Annotated in this window: 21 protein-coding genes and 1 pseudogene; 8 read left to right on the top strand and 14 right to left on the bottom strand. The window is 71.7% G+C overall.

Annotated elements, in window-relative coordinates; translation table 11 throughout:
* Nucleotides 1-137 precede the first annotated feature (137 nt).
* Complete coding sequence (locus tag QFZ58_RS28180; RefSeq protein WP_307127705.1) at nt 138-386, top strand: hypothetical protein; 249 nt, start codon at nt 138-140, stop codon at nt 384-386.
* On the opposite strand, the gene moaA is transcribed toward QFZ58_RS28180, so the two are convergent.
* The 3 genes from moaA to QFZ58_RS28165 all read right to left on the bottom strand — a co-directional run bounded on the left by moaA (nt 369) and on the right by QFZ58_RS28165 (nt 3,517).
* Nucleotides 369-1,358 (bottom strand): GTP 3',8-cyclase MoaA, encoded by a 990-nt coding sequence (gene moaA / locus QFZ58_RS28175; protein WP_307127704.1) that lies wholly within the window; start codon nt 1,356-1,358, stop codon nt 369-371. The genes QFZ58_RS28180 and moaA overlap by 18 nt on opposite strands.
* 159 nt (nt 1,359-1,517) lie before the next feature.
* Complete coding sequence (locus QFZ58_RS28170) at nt 1,518-3,155, bottom strand: cation acetate symporter (RefSeq protein ID WP_307127703.1); 1,638 nt, start codon at nt 3,153-3,155, stop codon at nt 1,518-1,520.
* Entirely contained in the window at nt 3,152-3,517 is a 366-nt protein-coding gene (locus QFZ58_RS28165; RefSeq protein ID WP_307127702.1) for a DUF485 domain-containing protein, read from the bottom strand. The genes QFZ58_RS28170 and QFZ58_RS28165 overlap by 4 nt, the downstream gene beginning before the upstream one ends.
* Nucleotides 3,518-3,822: 305 nt before the next feature.
* Between QFZ58_RS28165 and QFZ58_RS28160 the strand changes: the two genes are divergently transcribed.
* On the top strand, nt 3,823-5,355 hold the full coding sequence (locus QFZ58_RS28160) for a S8 family serine peptidase (protein ID WP_307127701.1): 1,533 nt from the start codon (nt 3,823-3,825) through the stop codon (nt 5,353-5,355).
* Nucleotides 5,356-5,415: 60 nt separating this feature from the next.
* Here QFZ58_RS28160 and QFZ58_RS28155 read toward each other — a convergent pair whose 3' ends face one another.
* The 4 genes from QFZ58_RS28155 to QFZ58_RS28140 all read right to left on the bottom strand — a co-directional run bounded on the left by QFZ58_RS28155 (nt 5,416) and on the right by QFZ58_RS28140 (nt 8,930).
* Complete coding sequence (locus QFZ58_RS28155) at nt 5,416-6,459, bottom strand: zinc-dependent alcohol dehydrogenase family protein (RefSeq protein ID WP_307127700.1); 1,044 nt, start codon at nt 6,457-6,459, stop codon at nt 5,416-5,418.
* 21 nt (nt 6,460-6,480) lie between these two features.
* Nucleotides 6,481-7,161, bottom strand: coding sequence for a lysoplasmalogenase (locus QFZ58_RS28150; protein WP_307127699.1), 681 nt, complete (start codon nt 7,159-7,161; stop codon nt 6,481-6,483).
* Complete coding sequence (locus QFZ58_RS28145) at nt 7,158-8,051, bottom strand: sterol desaturase family protein (RefSeq protein WP_307127698.1); 894 nt, start codon at nt 8,049-8,051, stop codon at nt 7,158-7,160. Before QFZ58_RS28145 ends, QFZ58_RS28150 begins: the two co-directional genes overlap by 4 nt.
* A 159-nt stretch (nt 8,052-8,210) precedes the next feature.
* The gene (locus QFZ58_RS28140; RefSeq protein WP_307127697.1) at nt 8,211-8,930 is read right to left on the bottom strand and encodes a VIT family protein; all 720 of its coding nucleotides are present in this window, start codon (nt 8,928-8,930) and stop codon (nt 8,211-8,213) included.
* A 152-nt stretch (nt 8,931-9,082) separates the two neighbouring features.
* On the opposite strand from QFZ58_RS28140, the gene QFZ58_RS28135 reads away from it, so the two are divergent.
* The 5 genes and pseudogenes from QFZ58_RS28135 (at nt 9,083) to QFZ58_RS28115 (ending at nt 13,865) form a co-directional block, all read left to right on the top strand.
* Nucleotides 9,083-10,090, top strand: coding sequence for a DEDDh family exonuclease (locus tag QFZ58_RS28135; RefSeq protein WP_307127696.1), 1,008 nt, complete (start codon nt 9,083-9,085; stop codon nt 10,088-10,090).
* A 63-nt stretch (nt 10,091-10,153) separates the two neighbouring features.
* Nucleotides 10,154-10,387, top strand: coding sequence for a hypothetical protein (locus QFZ58_RS28130; protein ID WP_078492597.1), 234 nt, complete (start codon nt 10,154-10,156; stop codon nt 10,385-10,387).
* Between the two features lie 59 nt (nt 10,388-10,446).
* Complete coding sequence (locus tag QFZ58_RS28125; protein ID WP_307127695.1) at nt 10,447-11,241, top strand: SURF1 family protein; 795 nt, start codon at nt 10,447-10,449, stop codon at nt 11,239-11,241.
* 69 nt (nt 11,242-11,310) lie between these two features.
* Complete coding sequence (locus QFZ58_RS28120) at nt 11,311-13,104, top strand: glycoside hydrolase family 15 protein (protein WP_307127694.1); 1,794 nt, start codon at nt 11,311-11,313, stop codon at nt 13,102-13,104.
* Between the two features lie 4 nt (nt 13,105-13,108).
* A pseudogene (locus QFZ58_RS28115) lies at nt 13,109-13,865 on the top strand (SDR family oxidoreductase).
* Between the two features lie 85 nt (nt 13,866-13,950).
* Here the strand turns inward: QFZ58_RS28115 and amaP are convergent.
* The 5 genes from amaP to QFZ58_RS28090 are packed head-to-tail and all read right to left on the bottom strand — an operon-like array spanning nt 13,951 to nt 16,287.
* The gene (gene amaP, locus QFZ58_RS28110; RefSeq protein WP_373428599.1) at nt 13,951-14,529 is read right to left on the bottom strand and encodes an alkaline shock response membrane anchor protein AmaP; all 579 of its coding nucleotides are present in this window, start codon (nt 14,527-14,529) and stop codon (nt 13,951-13,953) included.
* Between the two features lie 5 nt (nt 14,530-14,534).
* A complete protein-coding gene (locus tag QFZ58_RS28105) occupies nt 14,535-15,221 on the bottom strand; it encodes a DUF6286 domain-containing protein (protein ID WP_307127692.1) in 687 nt (228 codons plus the stop codon).
* Entirely contained in the window at nt 15,214-15,573 is a 360-nt protein-coding gene (locus QFZ58_RS28100) for an iron-sulfur cluster assembly protein (RefSeq protein ID WP_307127691.1), read from the bottom strand. Before QFZ58_RS28100 ends, QFZ58_RS28105 begins: the two co-directional genes overlap by 8 nt.
* Entirely contained in the window at nt 15,570-15,761 is a 192-nt protein-coding gene (locus QFZ58_RS28095; RefSeq protein WP_307127690.1) for a hypothetical protein, read from the bottom strand. Before QFZ58_RS28095 ends, QFZ58_RS28100 begins: the two co-directional genes overlap by 4 nt.
* Before the next feature lie 31 nt (nt 15,762-15,792).
* Nucleotides 15,793-16,287, bottom strand: coding sequence for an Asp23/Gls24 family envelope stress response protein (locus QFZ58_RS28090; RefSeq protein ID WP_307127689.1), 495 nt, complete (start codon nt 16,285-16,287; stop codon nt 15,793-15,795).
* A 95-nt stretch (nt 16,288-16,382) separates the two neighbouring features.
* Here QFZ58_RS28090 and QFZ58_RS28085 point away from each other — a divergent pair, with 95 nt between their 5' ends.
* Nucleotides 16,383-17,081 carry a hypothetical protein gene (locus tag QFZ58_RS28085; RefSeq protein ID WP_307127688.1) on the top strand — a complete coding sequence of 233 codons (699 nt, stop codon included), beginning with the start codon at nt 16,383-16,385 and terminating at the stop codon, nt 17,079-17,081.
* 39 nt (nt 17,082-17,120) lie between these two features.
* Here the strand turns inward: QFZ58_RS28085 and QFZ58_RS28080 are convergent, their stop codons facing one another.
* Entirely contained in the window at nt 17,121-17,912 is a 792-nt protein-coding gene (locus QFZ58_RS28080; protein ID WP_307127687.1) for an enoyl-CoA hydratase/isomerase family protein, read from the bottom strand.
* Nucleotides 17,913-18,059: 147 nt separating this feature from the next.
* Complete coding sequence (locus QFZ58_RS28075) at nt 18,060-18,281, bottom strand: helix-turn-helix domain-containing protein (protein ID WP_006123601.1); 222 nt, start codon at nt 18,279-18,281, stop codon at nt 18,060-18,062.
* Nucleotides 18,282-18,382 lie beyond the last annotated feature (101 nt).

The raw sequence follows: 18,382 nt of genomic DNA, 5'->3' as shown, positions 1-18,382 counted from the left end.
ATGCGAACGGAGCCCGGCGCCCGGGCCTCACCCAGGGGCTGCCCTGTGGATCACCCGGGCTCGCGGGGCACTGGTGCCGCCCCCCTGATCTACCCTCGATCCGGCCGGCTCGACGGGCCGGCCCTAAGGTTGAGGCCGTGAACTTCCCCGAAACCTCTGCCGAGAGCGCCTCCGGTGCGCCGGCCTGTTCAGCCAAGGGCTGCCGCGCCGATGCCGTGTGGGTGCTCGCCTGGAACAATCCGAAGCTTCATACCCCGGAGCGCCGCAAGACCTGGCTGGCCTGCGACGAGCACCGGGAGCACCTCTCCTCTTTCCTGGGGGTGCGCGGCTTCCTGAAGGACGTCGTGCCGCTGGCGGAGTGGGAGTCCTCAGCCACCGATCGCTGACATCGGGCGGTCGGGCTGCAGGAAGGTCGGGTCGTCGAGGCCGGAGCCCGCCTTCTTGCCCCACATCGCGAGCCGCCAGATCCTGGCGATCTCGCCGTCCGGAGCGTCCGAGCGCAAGGCCCCCCGCAGGTCCGTCTCCTCGCGGGCGAACAGGCAGGTGCGGACCTGGCCGTCCGCAGTGAGCCTGGTCCGGTCGCAGGCCCGGCAGAAGGGCCTGGTCACGGAGGCGATGACACCGACGCGGTGGGGGCCGCCGTCCACCGTCCAGCGCTCGGCGGGGGCCGAGCCGCGCTCGTCCTCCCCTTCGGCGGTGAGGGTGAAGCGGGTGCGCAGCGAGGCCAGGATGTCACCTGCCGTGATCATGCCGTCGCGCTTCCAGCCGTGCTGGGCGTCGAGCGGCATCTGCTCGATGAAGCGGAGCTCGTAGTCGTTCTCCACGGCCCAGGCGAGCAGTTCGGGTGCCTCGTCGTCGTTGAGTCCCGGCATGAGGACGGAGTTGACCTTGACCGGGGTGAGGCCGGCCTCCCGGGCGGCCTCGAGTCCGTCCAGGACGTCCTTGTGCCGGTCGCGCCGGGTGAGCGTCTTGAAGACGTCGGGGCGCAGGGTGTCCAGGGAGACGTTGACCCGGTCCAGGCCTGCGGCTTTCAGTGCGGCGGCGGTCCGCTTGAGCCCGATGCCGTTGGTCGTGAGCGACATCCGGGGCCGGGGCCCGAGGGCGGCGCACTGCTCGACGATGGAGACCAGGCCGGGCCGCAGCAGCGGCTCGCCGCCGGTGAAGCGGACCTCGGTGACGCCGAGCTCGGTGACGGCGATGCGGACGAGCCTGACGATCTCGTCGTCGGTCAGGAGGTCCGGCTTGGCCAGCCACTGCAGGCCTTCTTCGGGCATGCAGTAGGTGCAGCGCAGATTGCACTTGTCGGTCAGTGAGACACGCAGGTCGGTGGCGACCCGGCCGTAGGTGTCGATGAGCACTGTGGGCCCCCTCCCCCGGTGATGTCCGCGGTTGCGGTCTGACTCTTCCGAGACTACGCGAGACCTGTGACATCGAGGGTGCCCGTTTGCCACGAGGTGCGGCGGGGCCCCGTCGTAGGACTCTACGACGGGGCCCCGCGGGCGGTGCGGTCGTGGGCGTCAGTGGGCTCCGGTACCGGTGAGGGACTTGACCTCGAGTTCGGCGTACTTGCCGGCGTCGGGCTCCTCCTTGGAGACGACCGAACCGATCCAGCCGAGCAGGAAGCCCAGCGGGATGGAGATGAGGCCGGGGTTCTCCAGCGGGAACCAGGCGAAGTCGACGTCCGGGAACATCGAGCTGGCCTTGCCGGAGACGACCGGGGAGAAGAGCACCAGCAGGACGGAGGAGGCCAGTCCTCCGTAGATGGACCAGAGGGCACCCTGCGTGGTGAAGCGCTTCCAGAACAGGCTGTAGAGGATGGTCGGCAGGTTCGCCGACGCCGCGACGGCGAAGGCCAGGGCGACGAGCCCGGCCACGTTCAGGTCGCGGGCCATCGCGCCGAGCGCGATCGAGACGATGCCGATCGCGACGGTGGCCCACCGGGCCGCGCGCATCTCCTCCTTCTCGGTTGCCTGCCCACGGCGGATGACGTTGGCGTAGATGTCGTGGGCGAAGGAGGACGAGGAGGCGAGGGTGAGACCCGCGACGACCGCGAGGATGGTCGCGAAGGCGACGGCCGAGATCACGGCGAGCAGGACGGCGCCCCCCGTGGTGCCGACCCCGCCGAGGTACTCCGCGAGCTGCGGCGCCGCCGCGTTGCCCGCCGGGTTCTTCGCCTTGATCTCCTCGGGGCCGATCAGCGCGGCGGCACCGAAACCGAGGGCGATCGTCATCAGGTAGAAGGCGCCGATGATGCCGATGGCCCAGTTGACGGACTTACGGGCGGCCTTGGCGGTCGGCACGGTGTAGAAGCGGATCAGGATGTGCGGCAGGCCGGCGGTCCCGAGGACGAGTGCGAGGCCGAGCGAGATGAAGTCCAGCTTCGAGACGCCGGTGACGCCGTACTTCAGCCCCGGCTCCAGGAACGCCGTGCCGTGGCCGCTCTTCTCGGCGGCGGTGCCCAGCAGGTCGGAGACGTTGAAGTCGAACTTCCACAGCACCATGAAGGTCATCAGCAGGGCGCCCGCGATGAGGAGCACGGCCTTGACCATCTGCACCCAGGTGGTGCCCTTCATGCCCCCGATGGTGACGTAGACGATCATGAGCACGCCGACCAGCGCCACGATGAGGACCTTGCCCGCGTCGCTGGTGATCCCGAGCAGCAGCGAGACGAGGACACCCGCGCCCGCCATCTGGGCCAGCAGGTAGAAGATCGACACGACGATGGTGGAGACACCCGCGGCGGTACGCACCGGCCGCTGGCGCATCCGGTAGGCGAGGACGTCACCCATGGTGTAGCGGCCGGAGTTGCGCAGCGGTTCGGCGACGAGCAGCAGGGCCACGAGCCAGGCGACGAGGAAGCCGATGGAGTAGAGGAAGCCGTCGTATCCGAAGAGGGCGATGGCGCCGGCGATGCCGAGGAAGGACGCCGCGGACATGTAGTCGCCGGACACGGCGAGGCCGTTCTGGAAGGCGGTGAACTGGCGGCCGCCCGCGTAGAAGTCGGACGCGCTCTTGGTCTGCCGGCCGGCCCAGACGGTGATGCCCAGGGTCGCGGCGACGAAGACCGCGAAGAGACTGATGATCAGCGGGCGGTGTTCGGTCGTCGAGGAGGCGGCGAGCTGGATCACGGAGTGCGAGTGGTACGCGGCGCTCATGCGTCGGCCTCCATACGGGACTTGATGGCCGCCGCCTGGGGGTCGAGCTTCCTCGTGGCGTGGCGCGAGTAGAACCAGGCGATCAGGAACGTGGTGGCGAACTGGGCGAGGCCGAACACGAAGGCCACGTTGAAGTTGGCGAAGACGACGGTGCCCATGAAGTCGCCGGCGTAGCTGGACAGCAGCACGTACAGCAGGTACCAGGCGATGAAGCCGACGGTCAGCGGGAAGGCGAAGGAACGGTGGGACCGGCGCAGTTCGGCGAACTCCGCACTGTTCTGCGCCTCGAGGAACGCCTCGGTGGTGGGCTGGGCGGGCCTGTTGTCCGTACTGCCCTCGGGCGGCGGTGCATCGGTAGCCACGGATTCTCCTCGCGACGCGGGTGCGGTGGTCGGGACGGTGGATTTCACTGGGAGTCCTCTGCGTGGGTGGGGGGCTGCTGCACGACTCCCTGACAACGGCACGGAGAGCGCGGCGAAGCGGTTCACCGCGGGTTCGCCCTTCTCGGACTGACGTCTGTGGATGCCACTCCTCCAGATCACACCTCGAACTCACTTGCCCGTATTCATTGATGTGCCGGGATGATCAGCGATAACTTCACTCGTCATGTACGTGACCGGACGCAGGCCTGTGTCCGGTCCACAGACACGGATGATGTGGAGAACCCATGGCTCATCTGGCTTCCGGACGGACCCGCGTACTCGCGCCGGCCGTCGGACTCGCGCTCACGGCCTCGCTCGGTTTCCTTCCGACGGGGATCGCTGCGGCGGCGCCCGCGGACGAGCCGGCCGCGACGGTCCGGGCCGACGGCCCCGAAATGTCGTATGTGGTGAACACGCGGGGCGGTCACGGGACCGTCAAGCAGGTGAGGAAGGCGATAGCCAGGGCCGGCGGCACCGTCGTGACGTCGTACGACAGGATCGGCGTCATCGTCGTCCACTCGAAGAACCCGGATTTCGCCGCGTCGGTCCGTGCGGTCCGGGGGGTGTCCTCGGCAGGCGCCACCCGCACCAACCCGATCGTTCCGCAGGCCACCAAGGACATCGGGGTCGAGCAGCCGCTCACCGCCGGACAGGCCGAGGCCGCGGCGGCGGAGGCGACGGCGGGTCAGGACCCGCTGGAGCCCCTGCAGTGGGACCTGCCCGCCATCAAGGCGGACAAGGCGCACCAGAAGTCGCTCGGCAGCAGCAAGGTCACGGTCGCCGTCATCGACACGGGCGTGGACGACACGCACCCGGACCTGGCGCCGAACTTCGACCGCGGGGCCTCGGTGAACTGCGTGTCCGGCGCGCCGGACCGGACGGACGGAGCCTGGCGGCCCGCGGCCGGTGAGAGCGATCACGGCACGCACGTCGCCGGCACCATAGCCGCGGCGAAGAACGGCACCGGAGTCACCGGAGTCGCGCCCGGCGTGAAGGTCTCCGGCATCAAGGTGTCGAACCCGGACGGGTTCTTCTACACCGAGGCCGTCGTCTGCGGCTTCGTCTGGGCCGCCGAGCACGGCGTCGACGTGACGAACAACAGCTACTACACCGACCCGTGGCTGTTCAACTGCAAGAACGACCCCGACCAGGGGGCGCTGGTCGAGGCGGTCACCCGCGCCACCCGTTACGCGGAGGGCAAGGGCGTCGTCAACGTCGCCGCCGCCGGCAACTCCGACCACGATCTGGCCCTGGACGCCATCGAGGACACGACGAGCCCGAACGACACCACTCCGGTCACCCGGACGGTCGACCCGAGCGCGTGCCCGGACATCCCGACCATGCTGCCGGGTGTCGTGACGGTCTCCGCGACCGGCGCGAAGGGCCTCAAGGCCTCGTACTCCAACTACGGCCTCGGCGTCATCGACGTCGCGGCCCCGGGCGGTGACTCGACGGTCTACCAGACCCCCGCGCCGCCGGCCACCAGCGGCCTGATCCTGTCCACGCTTCCCGGCGGGGGCTTCGGCTACAAGGCCGGTACGTCCATGGCGTCCCCGCACGTCGCGGGCGTCGTGGCGCTGATCAGGTCGACCCACCCGCACGCCTCACCCGCCGCGGTGAAGGCTCTGCTGACCCACCAGGCCGACGACACCGCGTGCGGCGCCCCGTACGACATCAACGGTGACGGCACCGTCGACGCGGTGTGCGAGGGCGGCTCGCAGTACAACGGCTTCTACGGAGCCGGGGTCGTGGACGCGCTGGACGCGGTCCGCAAGTAGGCATGAAAAGGAGGGGCCGGGGACGTCGTCCCCGGCCCCTCCCGCGTACCGCCCGGGTGGCTACGGCTTGACGAGGACCTTGAGTGCCGTGCGCTCGTCCATCGCCTTGTAACCGCCCGGCACCCCGTCGAGCCCGACCGTCAGGTCGAAGACGGGAGACGGGTCGATCGTGCCGTCCAGCACCTCGGGGAGCAGTTCGGGGATGTACGTGCGCACGGGGGCGACGCCGCCCCGCAGGGCGATGTTCCGGTCGAACATGACACCGAGGTCGACCCCGGTGCCGCTGCCGTGCGGAACTCCGACATAGCCGATGGAGCCGCCGTCGCGCACGATGCCGAGCGCCGTGCGCATCGACTGCTCGGTGCCGACCGCCTCGATCACCCCGTGCGCGCCTTCGCCGCGTGTCAGCTCCCGTACGGCCGCGAGGGCGGCGTCACCGCGCTCGGCGACGACGTCCGTGGCGCCGAAGGCACGGGCGATGTCGGTACGGGCAGGGTGGCGGCCCAAGGCGATGATCCGCTCGGCGCCGAGCCGCTGGGCGGCCATGACGCCGCACAGCCCGACCGCGCCGTCACCGACGACCGCGACGGTGCTGCCGGGCCGCACGCCCGCGCCGAGCGCGGCGTGGTGCCCGGTGCCGAGGACGTCGGAGAGCGCCAGGAGCGCGGTGAGCAGCCGGTCGTCGGACGCGGCGGCCGCCGGGAGCTTGACCAGGGTGCCGTCGGCGAAGGGGACGCGGACGGCTTCGCCCTGCCCGCCGTCCGAACCCACCGATCCCCAGAAGCCGCCCCGGGGGCAGGAGGTGGTGAGCCCCTCGGCGCAGTAGGTGCAGGTGCCGTCGGACCAGACGAACGGGGCCACGGCGAGGTCGCCCACGGAGAAGCCGCCGACCCCGGAGCCCACCTCTTCGACGACGCCGAGGAATTCGTGGCCGATGCGCTGACCGGGCTGCCGGGCCGATTCGCCCCGGTAGGCCCACAGGTCACTGCCGCACACACAGGCCCGCAGGACCCGAAGGACGACGTCGGTGGGCTGCTGGACCACGGGGTCGGGCACCTCCTCGACGCGGAGGTCGCGGGGTGCGTGGATGACTGTGGCGCGCATGCGTGGGGATCCTCGTTCGTCTCAGATTCTGATACCGCCTTCACGGTACGCCCCGGGGGCGGCGCCGGTGGAATTCCGGCTTCCGCCGAGCGCCCCCCGGGTGAGCAGGTACTGCGCGGCCAGATAGGTCAGCATGATCCAGAAGTCGTGGGCGGGGGGCTGCGGACGGTCGGCGACGCCGGTGGCGATGAGCGCGTCGGAGAGCAGGAAGAGGGCACCGCCGAGCGCGGCGCACCGCCCGAGGGCGCCGGACCGCCAGGCCATGGCCGTGAGCAGCAGGCTGTACCCGGTCAGCGGGATCACCAGTTCGCCCGGCAGTCCGGGGCGGAGGAACGCGAGGAAGGCCACGAGGACCACGGCGTACGCGAGTCCCACGGCCGGGCGGGGGCGAGCGCGCCCGAAGAGGACGAGGTAACAGACGTGCCCCGCGGCGAAGCACCCCATCCCGGCGAGGAAGGCGGCCTCGGAACCGGGCAGCAGCAGCACGTCCCCGGCCCAGCCGCACAGCAGCGCGGCGACGAGCGGCCGGGACCCGCCGCGGGCCGCCGCGTAGGCGGCCAGCAGGGGCATCAGCAGCGGCTTGGCGCCCAGATGGGCCGCCTGCACCCCGGCCAGGAGGCCGGCCAGGTCGACGGCGGCGACGGTGAGGAAGGCGACGAGCAGCGGGCGCACGAGCCGGGGCGCACCGGCACGGGGGATCATCCCGTTCGCTCGGTGGCGGCGTGCGGCCGCACGGGCGCGGGCCCGGCGCCCCCGCTCCTCGACGGCTGCCAGCCCGGTCCGCGAAAGACGCGGCCCGCCCGCTCGCTCCAGGTGTCCGCCGCGCGTACGTCCCGGGCGATGGCGGCGTACTCGTGCGTGGCGACCCGGAACGGGTTGTAGGTCGCGATGTTCTTGGTGAGCCCGAAGACGGGCCGCTCGGTCTCTGCGGTGAAGGAGCCGAAGAGCCGGTCCCAGACGATCAGGATGCCGCCGAAGTTCCGGTCGAGGTATCCCCCCTGGGAGGCGTGGTGCACCCGGTGGTGGGAGGGGGTGTTGAGGACGAATTCGAAGGGGCGGGGCAACTTGTCGATCCGCTCGGTGTGCACCCAGAACTGGTAGACGAGGTTCGCCGAGGAGCAGAAGGCGAGCGCGGCCGGGTGGACCCCGCAGGCGATGAGGGGGACGTAGAACGGCCAGACGGTCAGGGAGGTCCAGGGCTGGCGCAGCGCCGTGGTGAGGTTGAACTTCCGGCTGGAGTGGTGGACCACGTGGCAGGCCCAGAGGATGCGGACGACGTGGTGGCCCCGGTGGGACCAGTAGTAGAAGAAGTCCTGGGCGAGCAGCATCAGCAGGACCGTCCACCACAGGACGGGGACGCGCAGCGGGGTCAGTTCGTAGACCGCCGCGTAGATGGCGACGACGGGTATCTTCCACAGCAGGTCGAAGACCAGGCTGCCGAGCCCCATGGTGACGCTGGTGGCGGCGTCCTTGGCGTCGTACCCGGCGGCGTCCTCGTCCGGATGAAGCCGGTGGACCACCACTTCGAGGACGGTGAGCAGGACGAAGGCCGGGATGGACCACAGCACGACATCGGGCAGGTTCGGCTCCATCCGAGCACCGTAGAGCGGCCGGCGGGCCACGCATAGACGTTGTTACCGACAAGTATGTGAGACCTCACGTCAGGAGCACTTGGCGGATTCCTCCAAGGCCACCGCCCGCGGACGCGCCCCGCACCATCGCCCGCACACACCTCCGCCCCGCGACCGCCCTCAGACCCCCGCCGCGCCCAGCAGCGCCCCCGCCGCGTACGTCACCGCCATCGCGATCGCTCCCCCGGCCATGTTCCGCAGCACCGCACGCCCCGCCGGCGCCTCGCCCAGACGTGCGCTCCACCAGCCGGTGAGGGCCAGCACGGCGAGTACCGAGAGCACCGTGACGGTCAGCCGCAGCGGGGCGGGTGGCAGCACGATGGCCAGCAGGGGCAACAGCGCGCCCATCGTGAAGGCCAGGAAGCTCGCACCCGCCGCGTGCCAGGGATTGGTCAGCTCGTCCGGGTCGATGCCCAGCTCGACCTCGGCGTGCGCGCGCAGCGCGTCGCGCTCCGTGAGCTGGGCGGCGGCCTCCCGGGCGACCTCGGCGCTCAGCCCCTTCTCCTCCAGCATGCCTGCCAGTTCGGCGAGTTCGGCCTCCGGGGTCTCCTCCAGCTCCCGCTTCTCGGTGGCGAGCGCCGCCTTCTCCGAGTCGCGCTGGGTGGACACCGACACGTACTCGCCCGCCGCCATCGACATGGACCCCGCGAGCAGCCCGGCCAGCCCGGCGGTCAGCAGGGCGCCGCGGTCGTCGGTGGCCCCGGCGACACCGACGACGAGGCCCGCGGTGGAGACCACGCCGTCGTTGGCGCCGAGCACCGCGGCACGCAGCCAGTTGAGCCGGGCGCCAAGTCCGTTTTCGTGTGGTTCGTCATGGGCCTGCACCTGTGTCTCCGTCACCCCGGGAGCGTCTCACCGCACCCTCACCCGGTGCATCCCGACCCGCCTCCCGGACACGGTCGCCAACTCCTCCGGGCCTCCTGCGGTTTCGCATCCGGTCCGTGGCCCCGGTCGCCCGGATAGGAGGCTGTCGGCAGTGGCCCGTATTCTCTGTGACCATGCTCGACGACCGTCAGACCGCAGCGCCGTGGCCGACCGCCTACCCCCAGGGGTACGCGGTCGTCGACGTGGAGACCACCGGACTCGCCCGCGACGACCGGATAGTGTCCGCTGCCGTCTACCGCCTGGACGCCCTGGGCAACGTCGAGGACCACTGGTACACGCTGGTCAACCCCGAGCGGGATCCCGGCCCCGTCTGGATCCACGGACTGACCAGCGATGTCCTGGAGGGTGCACCCCTCTTCCCGGAGGTCGCCGCCCAGCTCTCCGAGCGGCTCGCCGGGCGGGTGCTCGTGGCGCACAACGCGGCGTTCGACTGGTCGATGCTGGCCCGGGAGTACGCGCGGGCGGCGGTCACCGCCCCCGTCGAACAGCGCCTGTGCACGATCGCGCTCTCCAAGGAGCTCCGGCTCCCGCTGCCCAACCACAAGCTGGAGTCGCTGGCCGCGCACTTCGGCGTGGTGCAGCAGCGCGCCCACCACGCACTGGACGACGCCCGGGTACTGGCCGAGGCGTTCCGGCCGAGCCTGCACGCGGCGGCCCGGGGCGGCATGCGCCTGCCGCTGCTGGAGTGCCGGCCGCTGACCGAGTGGAGCGACTCCCCCGTCCTACCGCGCGCCGGCTACCAGCCCTCACGCGGCCAGGGCAGCTGGCGCCCCTCGCGCAAGCGCCCCGCGTGCCCGTACCCGAACCCCGGCCGGTACGAGTCGGACAAGCCCCTCATGCAGGGCATGCGGGTGGCGTTCTCCGGGGACACCTCCGTCGACCGCGAGCTCCTGGAGGACCGGGCCGTGGAGGCCGGTCTGCACGTGGCGACCAGCGTCTCCCGGCTGACGAGCCTGCTCGTCACCAACGATCCGGACGCGGCCACGTCCAAGACCGTCAAGGCCAAGTCGTTCGGGACCCCGATCGTGGAGGAGAGCGCATTCACGCATCTGCTGCGCGACGTCGCCCCGGCCCGCACGGTCGCCGTACCACCGCCGTCACCGTCATCGGAGTGAACCGGCCACGACTCGCCCGGTATCCGCTCGCCCGCCGCCGCCCGGCGTCCCACCCTGTGGCGCATGGCACGTTGTGAAGTTTGCGGGAACGACTACGGGATGTCCTTCGAGGTGCACGCCCAGGGGGCGGTGCACGTCTTCGACTGCTTCTCCTGCGCCATCCACCGCATGGCGCCCATCTGTGAGCACTGCCGGGTGCAGGTCATCGGGCAGGGCGTCGAGGTCGACGGCCACTGGTACTGCGGCGGTCACTGCGCCCGGGCCGAGGGAAGGACGGGCATCGTGGACAAAGTATGACGGGCCCCACGGGGACCCCTCCGTGCCGCACCCCATGGCCCCGGTTGTACCGTCATGGGGTGTACCGCTTCCTGTTGACCCGGCAGTGGGTGATCGTCACCCTCCTCGTCCTCGTCCTGATTCCCACGATGGTCGAGCTGGGTTTCTGGCAGCTGCACCGGCATGAACACCGGGTCGCGCAGAACGCGCTGATCACGCGGAACCTCGAGGCGGCCCCGGCACCCGTCTCACGTCTCACGTCGCCGGGTCACACCGTTCCCCGTTCCGACTACTGGCGTGCCGTGACGGCCACCGGGACGTTCGACACCGCGCACGAGGTGGTCGTGCGGCGCCGCACCTCGCGGGACGAGCGCATCGGCGTCCTGGTGCTGACGCCTTTCGACCTCAAGGGCGGTGGCACCGTCCTGGTCAACCGCGGCTGGGTCCCGGCCGCCGCGACCCAGGAGGCGTTCCCGCGGGTCCCGGCGCCGCCGAGCGGCGAGATCACCCTCACCGGCCGGCTCAAGGCCGACGAGACGACGGGCGCCAGCGGCATCAGGGACCTGGCGGGTCTGCCGGACCGCCAGGTGATGCTCATCAACAGCGCCCAGCAGGCGCAGCTGCTCGGCCGCCCGGTCATGGGCGGCTATGTCGAGCTGACCGCCCCCGAACCGGCCGACGGCAGCCCCGAGACGATCGCCGCCCCCGACGACAGCTCGATCGGTCCGCACATGGCCTACGCGGTCCAGTGGTGGCTGTTCGCGGCGGGGGTCCCCGTCGGCTGGGTGATCCTCGTGCGCCGCGAGAAGAAGGACCTCGAACAGGCGGCCCGGGACGCCGAGGCGGCCACGGAGCCGGAGCCGGTGAACGCGTAGCTCCCGCCACGGTGTTTTCGCTCCGGTCGCCCTGCTTAACAGGGCGCTGCTTCGGGAAGACGCCAGAGCGTGACCCCACGCATCGAGGACTACGCCATCATCGGCGATCTCCAGACCGCCGCCCTGGTCGGCAGGAACGGTTCTGTGGACTGGCTGTGCCTGCCCCGCTTCGACTCGGGTGCCTGCTTCGCCGCCCTTCTCGGTGACGAGGAAAACGGCCACTGGCGTATCGCCCCCCAGGGCACGAACAGCGACGACACCTGCACCCGGCGTGCCTACGTGGACGACACCCTGGTCCTGGAGACCTTCTGGGAGACCAGGACCGGGACGGTCAAGGTCATCGACTTCATGCCGCAGCGCGACAAGGCGCCCGACATCATGCGCATCGTCGAGGGCGTCAGTGGCAGCGTCGACATGAGCTCCGTCCTGAGGCTGCGCTTCGACTTCGGCTCCGTGGTCCCTTGGATGCGCCGCTCCCACGGCCACCGGGTCGCGGTGGCCGGCCCCGACTCCGTCTGGCTGCGCAGTGAGCCGCCGGTCAAGACCTGGGGCCAGCAGTTCAGCACCTGTTCCTCGTTCACGGTCACCGAGGGCGAGAGCGTGGCGTTCGTCCTCACCTGGCACCCCTCCCACTCCCCGCGCCCGAGGCTCATCGATCCGCACAAGGCGCTGAAGCACACCCTTACCGACTGGGCGAAGTGGTCCGCGCAGTGCACGTACAAGGGCAGGCACCGGCAGGCGGTGCTCCGCTCCCTGATCACGCTGAAGGCACTCACCTACGCACCCACCGGCGGGATCGTGGCTGCCCTGACCACCTCGCTGCCGGAGGAGATCGGCGGCGTACGGAACTGGGACTACCGCTACTGCTGGCTGCGGGACTCCACCCTCACGCTCGGCGCGATGATCTCCGCCGGCTACGTCGAGGAGGCGGCGGCCTGGCGGGACTGGCTGCTGCGGGCCGTCGCCGGCGACCCGGCGGACCTGCAGATCATGTACGGACTCGCCGGTGAACGGCGGCTGCCCGAGACGGAGCTGCCGTGGCTGAGCGGCTACGAGAACTCCCGGCCCGTGCGCACGGGCAACGCGGCGGTGCAGCAGCGGCAGCTCGACGTGTACGGCGAGGTCATCGACTCGCTCATGCTGGCGCGCGAGGCCGGTCTCGACAACAAGCCGCATGCCTGGAACCTGCAGCTCAGTCTGCTCGGCTTCCTGGAGTCCACCTGGCGTGAGCCGGACGAGGGCCTGTGGGAGATCCGGGGACAGCGCCGGCACTTCGTGCACTCCAAGGTGATGGCGTGGGTCGCGGCCGATCGTGCCGTGCGCACTCTGGAGCAGCACCCCGAGCTGCCGGGCGACGCCGACCGCTGGCGGGCGATGCGGGACGCCGTGCACGCCGAGGTCTGCGAGAAGGGCTACGACCCCGTGCGCAACACCTTCACCCAGTACTACGGGTCGCAGGAGCTGGACGCGGCGACGCTGCTCATCGTGCGGACCGGCTTCCTGCCGTCGGACGATCCCCGGGTCGTCGGCACGGTCGACGCGGTGCGCGAGGAGCTCGCCCATGACGGCCTGATCCGCCGCTACAGCACCGAGGGCGTGTCCGTGGACGGTCTGCCCGGCGACGAAGGCGCGTTCGTCGTCTGTTCGTTCTGGCTGGTCGACGCGCTGCAGCGGACGGGCCGGGCGGGCGAGGCCGAGGAACTCTTCGAGCGGCTCCTCGCCCTGCGCAACGACGTGGGGCTGCTGGCCGAGGAGTACGACCCGGTGGCCGGGCGCCAGCTCGGCAACTACCCGCAGGCGTTCAGCCACATCGGCCTGGTGAACAGCGCGGTCGACCTCAGCGCCGGGGACGCGGCAGGATAGGGCCATGGATCTTGGACTGAAGGACCGCGTCTACGTCGTCACCGGCGCGACCCGCGGGCTGGGCAACGCCACCGCGCACGCCCTCGCCGCCGACGGCGCGAAGGTGATCGTCTCCGGCCGTGACGAGAAGAGCGTGTCGGCCGCCGCCGCGGAACTGGGGCCGGACGCGGTCGGGATCGTCGCGGACAACGCCGACCCGGCGGCCGCCCGGCGCCTCGTGGACGCGGCGAAGGAACGGTGGGGCCGGCTGGACGGCATCCTCATCAGCGTCGGCGCGTCCGGCGCCCGGCTTCGTCGCCGACAACACGGACGAGCAGTGGCAGTCCGCGTTCGAGTCGGTCTTCCTCGGGGCCGTACGCCTCGCCCGCACGGCCGCCGCCGAGCTGGGCGAGGGTGGTGTCATCGGTTTCGTCCTGTCCGCATCGGTGCACGAGCCGATCGCCGGACTGACCATCTCCAACGGCCTGCGTCCCGGCCTCGCCGGCTTCGCCAAGTCCCTCGCCGACGAACTGGGCCCGCGGGGCATCCGGGTCGTCGGGGTCCTGCCGTCCAGGATCGACACCGACCGGGTACGCGAACTCGACGCCCTGTCCGGCGACGCGGAGGCCTCCCGCGCGGCCAACGAGGCGCGCATCCCCCTGCGCCGCTACGGCACCCCGGAGGAGTTCGGGAAGACCTCGGCCTTCCTGCTCTCCCCCGCCGCCTCCTATCTGACGGGCATCATGGTGCCGGTCGACGGCGGCGCCCGCCACGGCTTCTGACCCGGCTGTCCGGCGGCACGCCCGCCCCGGGGCCGACCCGGCGGCCCGTCGGCACACCTGCCCCGGGCCCCGACCCGGCGGCCTGTCAGTTCACCCGCTCGGCACGGTGCTTGACCGCCTTGAGGCGGACCTCGGCCGGCAGCTCGTCCAGGCCGGCCGAGGTGCGCGCGTGCTCCAGCGCGCCTTCGGACAGTCCGCGCAGCGCCTGCTCCGGGGCGGCGTGGGGCTCCAACAGCAGCCGGACGCGGGCCTGCGGGGCGGTGCGCCGGCCGGTCAGCGAGACCTTCGCGGCGGACACCCCGTCCATCGCGCCCGCCTCGTCCCCGAGCACTCCCTCCAGGGCCTTGCCCCTGAGCAGAGCTCCCTCACCGTCGCCGCTGTCCACCAGCACTTCCGCGAGGCGGGCGCGCCGCAGCTGGGCGAAGAGCCACCACAGGGCGAGGACCACCAGGACGGCGAGGACGGCGATGACGGTCGGCCACCACCAGCCCTCGTCCCGCCAGCGGTACCGGTCGCCCTTGCTGAGCAACACGTCGCTCTTGCCCTCGAACGGCCACCAGGAGGGCACGGAGACGCCGAGCCCCGTCACGAGGACGGCGCCCCCGACGACGAGGAGGATCAGTCCGGCAAGGCCCAGCAGGACCCGGTTGACGGTCGCGATCACGCGTCTCACCTCTTCTTCCCCGGCCGGCGGACGTGGACGGACAGACCGGGCGGCCGCGCCAGCCCGAGCTCCCTGATGCCCTCGCCCACGGCACTGTCCAGATCGGCCCGGACGTCGTCGAGCTCACGGAAGTGCGAGACGGCCCGCACGGTCGCCTTGCGCCGCCGCACCCTCACGCGTACGGACTGCACTCCGGACACCTCCACGGCCCGGTCACGCAGGACCGTGGCGGCGGCGGTGCGGTCCAGACCGGCCCGTACGCCGGCGTGGTCGCGCCGCATCGGCAGCAGCCCGCGCAACCCGGGGGTAAGCGCCAGGAGGAGCAGCCAGAGGCCGACGGCCGCCGCTGCCGCGGACCCCGCCAGCACCCACACGTCGTCGAGGTGACGGCTCGCCAGTTCGTCGGCGAGCGAGCGCCGCCACCGCATGGCGGGGTGGTCGGTGCGGACCGCCGCGATGTCGTAGAGCAGGAGTCCGGCGCCCGCGAGGACCAGCAGGGCCAGCAGGGCGGCGGGAACGCGCCGCGCGGACCAGAAGCGGCCGGCCCGTCCGCCGGTCCGACCGGCCGGTGGCGCGGATTCGTAGGTCGAGCCCGATCCGGACCCGACCGTGCCGACTGCGCCGCCGGACTCCGCGGGCCCGCTCGTGGGCAGGCGCTGCGTGCTGTCCGACGGGTCGTGGGGCTCACTCATCCGATGCTCCCCTCCGGGGCGGTGTGCCCGCTTCCGCGCGGTGCAGCCGCTCGACCTGCACCGACACTTCGGGCACCTCCATCCCCGCGAGTGCTCTTACCCGTTCGGCGACGCGGCGACGCACCGCCCCGCACTGACGGCCGATGTCACCGGGGTAGCCGAGTTCCAGGCTGACGCGCACCCGGGCGGTCTCCCGGTGCACGGTGACCGTGGCGCGCGGCGGCTTGCCGGCCCTCGACGGCTCGTCGACCGCCTCCCTGGCGGCCTGGGCCGCGATCTTTGCCACGACCCGGTCGGCGATCCGGGTCTCCCCGCGGCCGACGGCGGGGACCCGGTCCGTCACCGCCGTCACCGTCGCCGGTCGCCGCGCTCGCGACTCCGGAAGAAGTCGCCGGGCTCCAGGTCGCCGTCCAGGAAGCGGCCGGCGATGAAGCCGACGGCCCCCAGTGCGGCGACCAGCAGGAACGCGCCGAATCCGCCGAAGTACCCGGCGAAGCCGAGTGCCATGCCGGCGATCAAGCCGACCACAGCCATGCTCATCTGTGCTCCTCAACTGCCTCGGGGACGGGCGTTACTGCACGCGTGACTCGGGCTCTTCCTCGTCGTCCTCCTCGTCGGGCAGTTTGACGTCGCTGACGGCGATGTTGACCTCGACGACCTCGAGGCCGGTCATGCGCTCGACCGCCGCGATGACGTTCTCCCGCACGTCACCGGCGACGTCGGCGATGGCCACGCCGTACTCGACGACGATCTCCAGGTCGAGGGCGGCCTGCGACTCGCCCACCTCGGCCTTGACGCCGCGGGTCACGGACTTGCCGCCGCCGGGGACACGGTCGCGTACCGCGCCGAACGTACGTGACATGCCGCTGCCCATCGCGTGGACACCGCCGACGTCACGTGCGGCCATTCCGGCGATCTTCTCGACCACACCGTCGGCGATGGTGGTGCGGCCGCGGGTGGCGGGGGCTCCCCCGCCACGCTTGGTGAGCGGACTATGGCGGCCGTCCTCCCCGCCGGACAAGCTTCCGGGGTTGTCGGGCCGGTTCCGCTGCGGGCTCTCGGTCATCGCCGCTCTTCCCTTCGGGGGCAGGGTTGGACTTCCGTTGCCCACATTATGTGTGCTTGCCCCATCTCGCGCCGTGGATACGGCAGGCTGAGGCAATGACAACGGCTGACAGCCCAAACCGGGCCGACGGATGGACCGCAGCAGTACGCCAACGACTCGGCCTGGGCCGATTGCTTCCTCTGGGCGAACCCGCCGACGGGTCCTGGATCGCGGAACGGGCGGCGGCAGCGGTCCTGCGGGACGCCGTGGCCGGTTCGGGGGCGGTACTGGGCCCGCTCAGGATCGCTCCGGCCGACCCGGACAACGCGCCGGAGCCGGTGGTGCCCGGGCCACCCAGCGCACTGCCGCCGGGGCCGCTGCGGATCGAGGCCGCCTTCGCCGCCACGGCACGGCGGCCCCTGCCCGCCACCGCGGACGCGCTGCGTGCGGTGCTGCTGGCGGCGGCCGAACGGCTCGGCCTCGTGGTCGACGAGGTGGATCTGCGGGTGACCGAGCTGCTGGACGAGGAGCCCGAGCGGGCCGCACCGGAACCGGCCGAGGCGCGCGCCGCCGAGGCGGACGGAGCCGCGGGAACGGCGGCCGCCGGGGTCCCGGGGGTCGTCTGCCTCACCCGGGCACTGGGCAGCCCGGTGCACTCGGGGCCGGGGTACGTCCGGGTGGAACTGGCGACGGCCGGGGACCACAGGGCGCTCGACGTGGCCCGGGCGGTGCGCGAGGCCGTGAGCGGGGCCGTGGAGGGCCGTCCGGCGGTCGCCGTACTCGTCACGGCCGTGGTGGACCCGGACCGGGGGTGACCGGACCCGCCCCCGGGGGCGGGTCCGGTCACCGCCGTCTCAGTCGGTGACGCCTGCGAGGTCCCGCAGCCGGCGGCCCTGGGCGGCGCGCTCGGCGGCGCGCTGCTCCTCGAACGTACGCGCGCAGGCGCCGCTCAGCAGGGCCTTGGTCTCGACCACCGCGTCACGCGGAGCGGCCAGCAGCGCGGCGGCCAGGTCACGGGCTGCCGCGTCGAGCTGGCCGGCGGGGACGACGAGGTTGGCCAGGCCGGTGCGCTCGGCCTCCTCGGCGTGCACGAAGCGCCCGGTGGCGCAGATCTCGAGCGCGCGGGCATAGCCCACGAGACCCACCAGGGGGTGGGTGCCCGTGAGGTCGGGAACCAGACCGAGGCTGGTCTCGCGCATGGCGAACTGCACGTCGTCGGCGACGATCCGGAGGTCGCAGGCGAGGGCGAGCTGGAAGCCGGCACCGATCGCGTGTCCCTGGACGGCCGCGACGGACACGATGTCGTTGCGGCGCCACCAGGTGAACGCCTCCTGGTACTCGGCGATGGTCGCGTCGAGCTCGGTCTCCGAGCCGCGCGCCATGTCGAGGAAGGACGGCTCGCCGTCGAACCCCTCAGGGGTGAACGCCTGCCGGTCGAGGCCCGCGGAGAAGGACGTGCCCTCACTGCGCAGCACCACGACCCGCACGGTGCCGGGGATCGCCCGTCCGGTCTCTGCCAACGCCCGCCACAGAGCGGGAGACTGGGCGTTGCGCTTGGCCGGATTGGTGAGCGTCACCGTGGCAACCGCGTCATCGACGGTGAGCCGTACGCCGTCCTTGTCGAGCACAGGGTCGAGCGAGGTCATGGAGCGCCTCCGGATCGGGTGCAGTCAGCACTTACTGGCAAGTAACTGAACAGTAACCACCCGGACGACCTGACGGTCGGCCGGGTGGCCACCCGGTGTTCCGGTGGGCCCCCGGGGCCGGTACACGACCCCGGAACGCGCCCGCCGTCAGGCCGAAGCGGCCTTCTTGCCCCGAGTCGCTCCGCCGCGTCCCCGCAGCGTGACTCCGGACTCGCTGAGCATCCGGTGGACGAATCCGTAGGAGCGGCCCGTTTCCTCGGCCAGCGCCCGGATACTCGCACCGGAGTCGTACTTCTTCTTCAGGTCTGCCGCGAGCTTGTCACGCGCGGCGCCGGTAACCCGGCTGCCCTTCTTCAGAGTCTCGGCCACCCGTGCCTCCTCAAGGAAGTGCGCTCTGGACTCTCATGATCACCCCTCCTGGGCTTCCTGGCCACCCATTCGGCAAGGTCCGCACGAGCGGTTTCCCTGTT

This window comes from Streptomyces sp. B1I3 (genome assembly GCF_030816615.1).
Taxonomy (GTDB): domain Bacteria; phylum Actinomycetota; class Actinomycetes; order Streptomycetales; family Streptomycetaceae; genus Streptomyces.
The sequence above is the reverse complement of the archived record's forward strand: the minus strand, read 5'-3'. Positions and strand labels throughout refer to the sequence as shown.

Coding starts and splice junctions, on each gene's coding strand:
- QFZ58_RS28150 (WP_307127699.1), bottom strand. CDS start 7,161: ATGATCCCCCGTGCCGGTGCGCCCCGGCTCGTGCGCCCGCTGCTCGTC.
- QFZ58_RS28160 (WP_307127701.1), top strand. CDS start 3,823: ATGGCTCATCTGGCTTCCGGACGGACCCGCGTACTCGCGCCGGCCGTC.
- QFZ58_RS28130 (WP_078492597.1), top strand. CDS start 10,154: ATGGCACGTTGTGAAGTTTGCGGGAACGACTACGGGATGTCCTTCGAG.
- QFZ58_RS28105 (WP_307127692.1), bottom strand. CDS start 15,221: ATGAGTGAGCCCCACGACCCGTCGGACAGCACGCAGCGCCTGCCCACG.
- QFZ58_RS28170 (WP_307127703.1), bottom strand. CDS start 3,155: ATGAGCGCCGCGTACCACTCGCACTCCGTGATCCAGCTCGCCGCCTCC.
- QFZ58_RS28155 (WP_307127700.1), bottom strand. CDS start 6,459: ATGCGCGCCACAGTCATCCACGCACCCCGCGACCTCCGCGTCGAGGAG.
- QFZ58_RS28080 (WP_307127687.1), bottom strand. CDS start 17,912: ATGACCTCGCTCGACCCTGTGCTCGACAAGGACGGCGTACGGCTCACC.
- QFZ58_RS28090 (WP_307127689.1), bottom strand. CDS start 16,287: ATGACCGAGAGCCCGCAGCGGAACCGGCCCGACAACCCCGGAAGCTTG.
- QFZ58_RS28145 (WP_307127698.1), bottom strand. CDS start 8,051: ATGGAGCCGAACCTGCCCGATGTCGTGCTGTGGTCCATCCCGGCCTTC.
- QFZ58_RS28085 (WP_307127688.1), top strand. CDS start 16,383: ATGACAACGGCTGACAGCCCAAACCGGGCCGACGGATGGACCGCAGCA.
- QFZ58_RS28095 (WP_307127690.1), bottom strand. CDS start 15,761: ATGAGCATGGCTGTGGTCGGCTTGATCGCCGGCATGGCACTCGGCTTC.